General features: G+C 50.9%; 8 protein-coding genes. All 8 read right to left on the bottom strand.

Annotated elements, in window-relative coordinates; genetic code table 11:
• Window positions 1-91 precede the first annotated feature (91 nt).
• Window positions 92-697 (bottom strand): DUF3089 domain-containing protein, encoded by a 606-nt coding sequence (locus WKT12_RS15165; RefSeq protein ID WP_340320212.1) that lies wholly within the window; start codon window positions 695-697, stop codon window positions 92-94.
• Window positions 698-951: 254 nt separating this feature from the next.
• Entirely contained in the window at window positions 952-1812 is an 861-nt protein-coding gene (locus tag WKT12_RS15170) for a DNA adenine methylase (RefSeq protein WP_007562461.1), read from the bottom strand.
• Window positions 1809-2447: a thymidylate synthase gene (locus WKT12_RS15175; RefSeq protein ID WP_007562465.1), complete on the bottom strand. Its 639-nt coding sequence runs from the start codon at window positions 2445-2447 to the stop codon at window positions 1809-1811. Before WKT12_RS15175 ends, WKT12_RS15170 begins: the two co-directional genes overlap by 4 nt.
• A 66-nt stretch (window positions 2448-2513) precedes the next feature.
• Window positions 2514-2756 carry a hypothetical protein gene (locus tag WKT12_RS15180; protein WP_007562467.1) on the bottom strand — a complete coding sequence of 81 codons (243 nt, stop codon included), beginning with the start codon at window positions 2754-2756 and terminating at the stop codon, window positions 2514-2516.
• 185 nt (window positions 2757-2941) lie between these two features.
• On the bottom strand, window positions 2942-3427 hold the full coding sequence (locus tag WKT12_RS15185; protein WP_007562469.1) for a DUF4376 domain-containing protein: 486 nt from the start codon (window positions 3425-3427) through the stop codon (window positions 2942-2944).
• Window positions 3424-4725, bottom strand: a complete 1302-nt coding sequence (locus WKT12_RS15190; RefSeq protein ID WP_007562471.1) for a reverse transcriptase domain-containing protein — start codon at window positions 4723-4725, stop codon at window positions 3424-3426. The genes WKT12_RS15185 and WKT12_RS15190 overlap by 4 nt, the downstream gene beginning before the upstream one ends.
• A gap of 375 nt (window positions 4726-5100) precedes the next feature.
• Window positions 5101-5334, bottom strand: a complete 234-nt coding sequence (locus WKT12_RS15195) for a hypothetical protein (protein WP_007562474.1) — start codon at window positions 5332-5334, stop codon at window positions 5101-5103.
• Window positions 5335-5463: 129 nt separating this feature from the next.
• On the bottom strand, window positions 5464-11761 hold a 6298-nt coding region (locus WKT12_RS15200), incomplete at its 5' end, for a hypothetical protein (protein WP_340320213.1).

Consider the following 11761-nt stretch of genomic DNA (forward strand, 5'->3'; position numbering starts at 1 on the left):
TGCTGTTTGCAAACTACTATCTTATAACACCTCATCATAATATGATGAGCCAACAGCTCCCGAAAGCCGCTGGCTCATCACCTTGTTTTTCTTAAAACCGTGTTTTCTTGAAAATCTCGATACGATTCTTGATATTCTCTTCAAGACATTCCTTATACAGCCACGGCTCAGCGCTATGAAAATCACCTACATTAAGGAAGCCCATAATCGGAGAATATTCACTACCACTGTATCCTTTCACCACCAGCACCTTTTCCTTTTGTGCTACACTCACCGTAATCGTGTCGTGCAAGGTAGCCGGTACATCATCCGTACGCCAGTTCACTGGGTTGATACAGAAGGCACATGGAGCAGCTACCACAGGCTGAATATACTTCACATCGCTGACAGAATTATAACATATCGTTACACCAATGTCGTCGGGGCCCTGGGCAGCCTTAATATTGGTAGAAGCCAACGTATCGTCAGGTGTAACCTTGTAACCCAGTACATAAGCAGCCACCATCTGTTGGTATACGTCCTTAGGCATTATCTTCAACAGTTCGACAACCGCCTTGCCACCCTGACTGAATCCAGCCAGTACAAACGGACGGTTCTTCGGACGGTTCTTCAAAAAGGTTTCGAATGCGTTACGGATATCTTCAAAAGCAATAGCAAAACGTTTGTTGATAATGTCTTCATCGCGCGTAGCCCACACTTGAATTGTTATATGTATAATCCGCAAATCCAAATTTCCGCAGAATCCGAAACGAAGCGTTCGATTTTCAGGGAAAAGGACAAAACGAAGCGTTCAAAAAAGGAAAGCGCGCAACACTCAAAAAGCCGAAACAAAAGTTTTGTAATGACCTCTGTTTCGGCTTTATAATTTCATAAAAAATGGCTTTATAACGGCATTAAAATAAGGCTCAAAAGTTTGGCCTTCTACTTGAAAAATTGTATCTTTGTTCAGTGCTAAGCAGCTGTTTTATGAACTAATTTTTCCTGTTTCTTATACAGCATCATGTCTGTATATTCGGCAGAATAATTCATGTGGGCATTGAATTCCTTTTTTGTACAACCCTCAAAAGGATTGCCAATGGTTTTGTTTGCTCCAATCCATTCACACAGTTCAAGTATGGAGGATTTATTGGATGTGAAATAAACGAAGGAATGCTTTTCGAGTATCTTTAAAACATCCAAATAATCAGACAAGCGCCAATACATATTGTACGTACCAACATCAGTGGAAAGATAAGGCGGATCAATTAAAAAGACGACTCCGGGAACATCCTTATATTGGTTGAATACTGCTTTGTAGTCGCATGATACAATTTCAAGCCCTTTTAAGTAGTCAGAAGACTCCGGATAACCGGTCTTGCGAATGTTGTTATAAAGGACTTCCTTGCGCATTTCGGCTACAGACAATTTATACTTCATGGAGAACATAAGTGAGGATGATAAGGTTATAAAATCCACGTACCCAACATTTAGTTCTTCTTCCTCGATACGTTTAAAAATGCGTTCTCTAAGTTCCCCTTTAATTGGTTTATGTTTGGGTATCGAATTACCCACCAGCTCCCTAATATCGGCAAGCAGTTTATTTGTCTGTGGGATATTTTTCAGTCTGAACCGGTAGTTGTCGAAGTCATTGTAGACAACAGTAGCATCGGGCTTGCTTCTTTTGGCTATATGCGAAAGAAGTCCGGAACCGCCAAACAAGTCCACAAACACGGTATCTTCAGGGAACTGTTCCAAAACTTTAATAAACTCTTTAGCAAACATTCTTTTTTGGCCTACAAATGGCAGTGGTGCAGATAAATTCATATTCTTCATACGTTCAAGTCAAATTTAATGTTTTCAACTCCGGATAACAGTTCCAGAGTCCGGTCAATGTTATTTTCATATATATGCACATTTCCAAGGTCAAGGGTTATGGACTTCAGGGGAAGCTCCACCTGCCTTGCCATCAGATAAAGATGATAAATATCAGCCGGAAGCCCAAGGTTCGCATCAGAACTACGCTGATATGCAGATAGCACCAATTCTCCCTCATCAATTTGGAACTGCACAAGACTCAGGCAGGGTGCCTGGTTGCTTTCCACCCCGGTTTCTCCAAGAAACAGGACATAATTCTTGCTGTTGCGCTTTTCCCGGTTAATCCTGGTTATGAGGGGTGGAAGCTTTTCAAAGTAAGTTGGATAGCTGTTTACAAGGGTATGGCCGCAATAATCCCACCAGGTAATCCCTGCCTCTTTGTATTTTTCCACATCCCGGACTCCTTGCATAAACAGTTTCAATTCCTCTTTCAGCTTTTTCCTGGCTATCCCGTGGCTTTCAAATATGTCAAGTAAATCAGCGGGGGTTAGCATGAGCCTTTCGTTTAATAGATACTTGATACGCCCTTTCCTATTGGTCTGGATTTTGCCCGTTTGGAGTATCTTGTCTAATGTCTGGTAATACTTATTCATGAGCTTTATTTTTGGTTGTACAAAGGTAGCTCTACCGGACAACACAAGGCATCCCCGGCACATCAATCACACTGCACCGAGCGTGCAGTGCTTTCCAAACCGTTTGATAACATCATACACCTTACGTTCGCTTACCGAATATTTATTTGCCAAAAACGCCACTGCATAAGTGGTCTTTTCACCTTGTTTTTTCATGACCTCATACTCCGTATATAAGTCTATGAATCGAAGGTCATCCTGCTTGCCGCCCAAACTTATAAGCATTTCAAGCGGTTCTCTGTTAAATTTAAGTGCTTCAAACAATGTCATATCCAATCATTTTTGTACTTTTGCAATGCCAATCATTTATTTAATGCGTAAAAACGCCACGAGAGTGCGGCAGAGGGCATTGCCCCCGGTCGCGCACTCTCGTGGCGTTTTGTGTTAATAAATGATTGGCGTCTATATTAACAGGCCGGGGGCTTTTTTTATCCCTCCCCCGAAGGGATTGTCAATCACTCAATCCGATATAATTCCAAATTGAACTTGTCCTTTTTTTCCCAGCCTTCAGCCAGAACTGTCTGAATGAATCCTACTGCTTTTGTATAGAAATCTTTCAGTTCTTCTAACTGAGTAAAAGTATGGTATTCCGGTTGTTCATCCGAACCAAACTTAAACGTCACTGGCAGGGTTTCTCCGCCCGTCTGAACGGCCAAATCGTATGCTGCCTTATAGTTGTACTGGTTCTCCACAGAAAGCCATACATGGGCACCATTATAGGCGAATCCGGATAGGATAGCCGCATCAGTCTGGCTGTTATACCAGGACATAACCAATGTGTGGATTTCCTCATCAGTAGGCTTATGCCCGAACTCCTCTTCCATGTAGGAGGCAGAGCCGTTCTCTTTTTCCTGCACATCCCATCGGATGCGCCATTTGTCTTTAACCGGGTTCGTGCATTCCATCAGCGAAACCCCGGAACTTCCTTCAACTCTTCTCATGTAAACACGTATTTGGTTCTACCTTTGCCGAATGTCTCTGTCTTGATGGTCGTTTCAAACGGGAAACCATCCGGCATTTCCTTTACTTGTGCGAGAATATTCTTCATTTCCTCGCTGTTGGTGAAGAACTTCTTTGCCTCGCCGTTCACTTCGATGGCCACAATACAGCGGTCTTCTCCCTGCTCGGTTTTGATACCGGTCTCAAAGTCCTTCACTACAATGGGTAAGTTTACCAGTTCCCGGATGCTTACCACCACTCCGGGGAATCGCTTTTTACCGTCTTCCGGCTTGTAAGCGACATTCAAGTCTTTAAAACTTCTCATTTCTTTGCCTGTTAATTTTTTAAACAACTTATTACAGTCGGCGTGCTTCGTCATGCCGTAGAAACTGGCAATCAGTTCCCGCCGTCTTTTTCTCGATTTTACCTCGTGCATTTTCCGGGCAAACTTCTGTTTGATGCGTTTCCGCAATCTTACATAGTCGGGACGGATAACATAGCCAAGGAAATCAATGCCTTCTTCCACAGGGAACACCCGTTCATTCGGCTTTATTTCCAAGTCTATTTTTCCCATTTGCCCGTGAACAGCATCACGAATCTTCCACAATTCCGCTTTCGTTTTACCGAGTACCAGTCCGTCATCGCAATAGCGATAGTAATAACGAACCCCGTACTTATCCTTCAGATAGTGGTCTAAAAATACAGACAGAAGCAGATTTCCTGCCCCTTGTGAACTGCGCAGTCCGAAACTGATACCTTCCGGCAGCAGCTTAACAAACCGCTCCAACAAGACCAACAGCCTTTTGTCCTTGAACACCCTCCGGAAGCACCACATAACAAAGTCCTGCCGCGCATTGTCATAAAACCTCCGGATGTCAAATTTGTATGCGTAAAGCGTGCCTTCCGGATTTTTTTGCAAATCGGTACGTATGCAGTTCATCAGGTCATGAGTACCGCGCCTTTTGATGCTTGCACCGGTTGTCCGGATATAACGTTTTTGCAGGTGGCGGTCCACCACATTCATGATGGCAAACACAGCGATGCGGTCTTTCATGGACAGGATCTGCAAAATACGTTTTTTACCGTATTCTTCAATTTCCCTCTCATGGTAGCCGCCCAGCCGGAATGAGCCGTCCGCAATGGAAGCCGTCAGTTCGGTGATAATCTTCTCCCTATGGGCAAGCAGGAATCGTCCCTGCCTTGACCTCTTACGATCGGTTCCGCGAAGTACCGAATCGAATGCCTCCGACATATTGGAGTATTCGATGATTTCCTCGATAATATATCCTTCCCTGCGCATAAGCTATTGGTTAATAAACATGGAAGATGAGGGCCTTCCTTTCCCCGGGTCTGACTTCTTCGAACTGATAACAGCCTACCAAACTCCACCCGACGCGTGATTTTTCAGCTTTCCACCTTTTCTGGTGCTGTTGCTGTGGCTTGCTCCCCTCGGCACCGCTTCGGGGACACGTCCCCGCTGCTGTACGCCGATTTGTTAGATTTCCAGACGCGAGCCGACATTCGCATTCGTATTCGAAGCATCGTTATTCGCATTCGCATTCGACACACCGCCATTCGCATTCGCATTGTTGTACCCGCGATAGACCACACGGACTATTGGGGAACTCTACCGCTTGCAAAGTTACTGATTTAACAGGCAAAACAGATAAACGAATTACACTATCATCCAAAATAAAACGGATATACTGCCACCCGCGACGGTGAGCCCCCAATCAATCCAGTCCCAAGGACTTCCCCGAAGAGTATCTTTCAGTTCCAGACAGGAAGCTGCAATGGCCGCAGCATAAAAGGCCGTCCAAGGAGTAAATCCCAATAGACCTACCATCAAACCACCGATAAGATGCTTGTAACGGTTACTCATTTTTAAAAATGCGATAATCTTTTTCATATACCTCAAAATTCTATTTTTTCGACCGGCTTCGCCGGTATTTGAATACCTTTTAAATGGAATTCGGAAACCATCCGAATCCCGTTCTTTCGTTTTAGTCGCTTCGCTCCACGCTTTGGCGCTTTGCGCTTACGCCACCTCGCGTATCGCCTTGTACGCTGCCACGCTTTGCGCCCGGACGATTTTGCCGCGGAAGGCCAGACGCGAGCCGACATATGCATTCGTATTCGAAGCATCGTTATTCGCATTCGCATTCGACACACCGCCAGCCGCATACGCATCGTTGTACCCGCGATAGACCACACGGACTGTAGCGGTGCTTATCCAGTACATGTCGGTATAGTAGGTGGAAGATGATCCGTTCAAATTACCTACCGGAACCATGTCCATATACTTGCCGTACGCCACGCCTGTAATCCACTGACCGCTGTCCTTCTTGCCCTGTACCATACGGATACTGCCGTCAGGCATCCAGATGCGCCATTTGCCCTGGTTGCCGCTGTCATTCGGCAGATCCACGCCGTCCATCATGTCATACTTGTTGCCGTAGATGTCCTCGTAGCCCAGGCAGCAGATATTGTTCACCTGCACCACGGTCGCCTGTCCGTATTCGTCCCGGCTCTTATACCAGGCATACTGATGCACCAAGCCGTCAATCAGCGAATTCGTGATTTTGTTGTTGATGACATACGCTTCGTCATAGCCGATGGTGTCTGTCATTCCATGGTCGGCCGTTCCACCCGTTGTCCGGTTATTGTTATGCTGACCGGCACCGCATTGTTCCTGCATGTCCCTACGCCCGTACTTTGCATAGCTCAGGTTCGCGATGCGGCTGTGCATCAGGGCATCTATCTGCTGCATGCCACGCTGCTGGCTGTAATAGTGGAAGTCCGTCCATGTCATGCTTGCCGTGGTCGAAGCTCCGGTTATGCAGGCACGCAACTTGCTGCCCACTACAGAACTGCCCACAACGGCACACAGATGTTCCTCATTGGCCACCCAATCCGGTTCCATGTCCTCTATCTTGTCGCTGTTGCTCAGCACCACGCAGTCAAACTCTGCCGTGTTCAGAATGGAGAAATGCAGGGCTGTAGCACGTTCCGGAACGTCTGCTATCAGATACATGCCGGCTTCAAATTTCAAGCCGATGGTCGGCACCACAATACTCTTCAGGATGTTTCCCTCCGCATCAGCAAACACACTGCCGATAAGCCCTGTTCCTGGAACGCTCGGGAAGCGGACACGTCTGTAACCCGACACGTCCACTTTGCACACGGAATAAGCCTTGTCCGTCGTATAGGATTCCATCAGCGTGGGCTTGCCGCTCATGATCTTGCGTTCACCCAGCCAGCCGCCCTGTGTCTCCTTGATGGCATCCAGTGTCAGTACCGTCGCGTCCGGAATCGGGGGCATTTCGTCCTCCGGATAACTGCTGTAGCAGGCGTACTTCTTGTTGTTCAAATAATCGTTGATGCCTTTGCTCCAGTAAAACGGCTCATACATCATCCAGTCTCCCTCGCTGCCGTCCAGCTTCGCCACCGTGCAATCGTTCATATCCTCCGCATCGGCATAGAAGTTCGAGCTTTCGTCATGCAGGGGGAAATAGGTCATCTCCCCGTCCGGGTTGTTCACTTCCACCTGCTGCCCGGCTATCTCCACCTTCCGGCTCGTGGGCATCCTGGTCACCTTGGCCAATACGCGGTGGCGCTTGGACAGGATGGCATTCACATGCCCGCTCATTTTGTACGTATTGCCGAATTTGTACCCCGTCTTGTTGTCCAGGTTCGAAACATTGGCATCGTCGGCCACACTGTCGTCAAACTCAATCATCGTATAGGGCGGCTGCTTGATGGTCAGTTCCGGATAACGGGCGGCATACTTCTCCAGTTCCTCATCAGCCAGATACTTCGTCAGGGTCAGCTTGCCCCTCAGTCCCGAATGCCGGTCATCCACGGCACCCGTCTGCGTATACGTTCCGTAGTCGTAATACTTCTTCAGCAGGGTTCCGTCGTCTTCCCGGTCTATCTCCAGCACGAAGCGTTCCAGCTTGCCGCTGCCGTTCAGTCTGGCCTGGTGAAGGCGTTCCAGCATAGCGAACCCGTCGATGCCGGGGCAGTTGGTGTAGCGGTAGCCCCGCACATTATTGATGCCTTCCAGTATCAGGCCACTGTCGGACAGCTTGGTCAGATATTCCAGGAACAGTTCCTCAATCGTGTCCGGCAGGCATAACTGCACAACGGGCGCACCGGTGGCCAGTTTCACACGGGTCAGCCCCGTACCCCTCACGTCCAGTTTCTTCAGGCGGCCCTGCCAGCTCAAGTCCAAAGTAGCCACATTGCCGTTGTCCCCGTTCCGGGCCAGCCGGTTGTTCCGCATGTTCACTTCTTCCAGAAGCAGCATGCCGTTCGTCGAAGCCATGAACGAGCCATTCCGGTAACCGCTGGCTTTCTCCACGCTCATGTCGAGTTTTACCAGTGAGGTCAGCAGACCGAAGTTGAAGCCGATTGCGAACGCATCCTCATGCCAAACCAGTTCCTTGACTTTCGCCGCACCGATGATCTTCAACGGGTCATTTTCACCGAAGGCACGGGTCAGCTGCAACGAGTGGAGCACGTCCGCATCCACCACGCCGCTGTCGGCCTGCACGCCGTTGCTGGTGGAAAGCTGCACACGGTACGGAATGGTCAGACGGTACTGCATCGGTTTCAGCGTGTAGGCCTTGTCCAGCGATGCCGTACTCTGGTAGAACTGGGCACCCAGCGTGGATACATAGCCGTACTCCACCTGCTTCAGGTCATACCGGCGTTGGATGAAGTAGTTCCGGTGTGCTTTCAACGAACCCTTCAGACCGTAGATTTGCGGATAGGTCTGTTTGGCTCCGTCCGCACCCACCGGCATTTCGTTCAGGAACGGATAGATGTATTTGAAGATGCCGGACTTGTTATAGAGGCGCGAGCACCACTTCTTCATCTGTTCGGTATCGAAATGGTCAATGGCTTTCTGGATACTGAAAGCACTCATGAAGCTTGCGCCCCCGTTCCATCCGCTCACCATAATCTCCACAATCATGTCCCAGCAATTGGCCACGATGAGGTTCCACAGCCACGAGTTATGACCCTGCATCACATAAGCCCCGTCGCGCTTCGTCTGGCGGTTGTCGTCATACTTCCCGGTCAGGAACGACTTGTTGTCAGAACCGAGCTGGCAGTCGCCGTCATAATAGTCAATCAACCATTTCACACCGTCCCATGTGCGGATAAGCATGTTCTTCGCAAGCTGGTCCACGCCGAGGTTGAACTGCACGTACAGATAGTAGGCAATCAGGTGGGGAAGGTCGAAATACTTCGATGCCTCTTTCCTGAACGTATCGCTCTGCCACTTGGCGGTAGGGAACTTGTCGCCGTCGTCCTCATAGTCCACCCCCTCGAACGAATGGGATTCCGTGCTGTAAACCATGTTCCTGCCCGCAGGCGTTTCCTTTACGCACCGGTAGACGAAACTCATCATGCGGTCGGTGGCCTTGTACATCTTGTCGTACTTGTCACCGGTACCGAGGTGGTCTTTCAGGTTCGGTTCTTCCTCCGCGTCACCGCCTCCGTCCGACCAGAAGGTATCTTTCGGATGATTAAATTCCAGTCCTCCGTCAAAGTTGTAGTCCATGAAATCCTTATGCTCCGGTTCGGTACTCGGCAACCAGTGGAACAGGCACAGCGGATTGGAGTTGTTCAGCGTCTCGAAGCAGACGGGCAGGTACTGCTTGTGTCCTTCCTCGTCGGCTTCCAGGTAGTTCAGCGTGTCGCCCTCGCCCCATTTCTCGCCGCCGATGGTCTCATCCTGCCCGAAGATGGGGTAGCTGTCGCTCTTCTCGTTGTTCATGTTGTACTGGCCGTAATAGGTCAGGTCTTCGTCGGCACTCTTCGCTACGAACAGGTCGCACGGCAGGCCGTCGATGGCCGAACGGTAATCGTCCTTCAGCCCATGGTCTTTGGCGTAACGCTGGGCAGGCGTAAGCAGCCCCATCTCTTTCAGTCCGTCATTGATAAGCTTCGCACCTCCGGTATTGGTGGTCATGGACGAGTCCGAGAAGTCGCATTTGGAACATGCCAGCTTCGCGCCTACCGAGTTCCTGCGTAACTTGAAGAGATTTTTTTTGCCGGTAGTTACCACCGGATTCTTCTGCCTGCCGTTTCCGTCAATCTCCCCGTAGCTCAATGTAACCGTCCAGCCGCTTGCCGTCTTCTGGAAGTAGAAACGGAAGTTCTTTCTGGCATAGTTCACGGAAGAAGTACCCTGAATACGGACATATACGTTGGTAAGGATAAAGTCAAGCGTCCTGTCCTCTCCGTTATAGAAACGGACCTCCCTTACCAGTTTGTTGGCCTTCTTGTCGTTCAGCTGGGCCAGTGCATCCACCACGTTCAGCGTGTCGCTGTCGCTCGGAACCTCACTGCCCACGCTGCCCGTGCCTATCAGTACCAGGATCGAGTTCCGGCGCTTCTTCATCAGCCCCATCAGCTTCTCCATGCTCACCGTATCTCCTTCATTCAGCACGCGGTTGTCCTCATCCAGTGAGCGCACGCCCGGTTCCCCGTCGGCATCCTCCAGGTGGTTGCGGTCCACGATGTAGTTGTTCAGCACCTCGTCCGAGGTCAGCGCCTTGTTATAGATACGCACGCTCTTCACGTTCAGGTCGGCACCCGCCGACTTAAATTCCAACTGGCTCTGAATGTCAAAATTCACCTTGTCGAGCCACTTGGAAGCAGCCGACTCTTCACCGTTCACATAGAAACCGATCAGCGTGCGCTGTTCGTTGGTCTGCACGTTCGGATAGAACACGTAGGTAATGCGGATATTCGTACCCGGCTGGAACTTGGTACCCACCGAGTCTTCATAGCGCAGCATCTGTCCGGCATCCATCGCCTCGGTCACCACACCGGTCAGGAACTTGGCCTCTTCCGGAGTCACAATCAGCCCGTACCGGTTGCCGTTGTCCAGCTGCCCCAGGCAGGTGATCAGCTCGGCATCCGTATCCGTCACGTTGGCCGTGCTGTATTCTATCTCCAGCGTCATGCCCACGTCACGGATGGCAAATCCCTCGGGCTTGTCCGCCTCGTTGAAGGGGCGGTAACCGCCGTCAGCGGTCAGGGTCATACCTGCACCACCGGCCAGCAGCAGGCGGTCCTTGTGCCAGCCGCTACCGGCACCATATTCGTTCACGCTCCACAGCACGTCCCGGAACTCCATACGCTTGTCACCGCTCACCCAGCTTGCCGGGTTGTTTTCCGTGTTGCTTCGCCCGAAGGCGTCAAACGTACACACGGCATCCGGTGCCAGCGTGGCTTCAATGTCCGGGTGCGATGTGGTGTTCACCTGCACCTCAAGCACGGCATCGCCGCATGACACACGGTAGTCCAACGGTTCCACGTTCACGTTCGTCCGTCCGTAGCTGCCGGTCTCACCGCGTTGCAGCAGGTCTTCCTTCACCACGCTGCCCCGGTCGGTCACTTTCACACGGGCCGTGTACGCATCGCGGTCATAGCCGGCATACGTGAAGTTCCATGCCGTGAACTGCTCTGCCTCCAGCACCGGGTGTTTCCAGTCACGCTGGAACCCCGCTGCCCGGTGGCTGAACATCAGGCCGGCATACGCTGTCACACCTCCGCCTGCCTTCAGCAGCGTAATGTAATGCACCCGGCTCACCACACCGGAGTTCTCATGCTGCGCGTAGGCTTCCACCACGTTCGTACCCTCCTGCATCTGTGTCAGGGGGATGGTCACGTTCTTCTGCTGCACACCGCTGCCGGCCGAAAGACCGAGGGTAAAGGCCTGTCCGCCGTTCACGCGGTAGTAGATGTTCTTCTCACCGCTCGTGCCCTTGGCAGTAAAGGGGATGTTCACGTCATTTTTATATCCCCCGTCGGCCAGCCCGTTGCCCGCCGAGTAGGTGGTCTCCAGCTCCATGGCCACCATGGTCACCTTGGCCGTGGCCGTCTTCATCAGCGTGCCGTCCTGGTAAGTTGCCTGCGCTTCCACCTGTACGGTATAGGCAGTGGCATCCTTCAGGTAGGGCGAAGCGTCAAAGGTATAGCTCTGTCCGGCTGTAACGCCCACAAACTCCGCATCCCGGAACTCACTGATGACGGTCGAACCGCGTTTCACGATTACACGGGCTTTCAGGTCGCTGTAGCCGTCCACCGTACCGCCACCGGCAGTGCCCACACCTACGGAGTATTTCACCACAAAGCCGCTGCCCAGTGCCAGATACTGCGAGGCGGGAAGTCCCGCACCGCCGCTGTCCGTCAGGTCGATGTTCACCACCACCTTGTCATCGTCCGTGTACTTGGAAAAGCGCACTTCCTTCGAGCTCTCGCCGCCCTGGTTGTCCTTCTGCTTGACGGTCATCACGTACTGGGTGCCGTCCTCGCTG

It is taken from the genome of Phocaeicola sp. HCN-6420, from assembly GCF_037890145.1.
In the GTDB taxonomy this organism is placed as follows: domain Bacteria; phylum Bacteroidota; class Bacteroidia; order Bacteroidales; family Bacteroidaceae; genus Phocaeicola.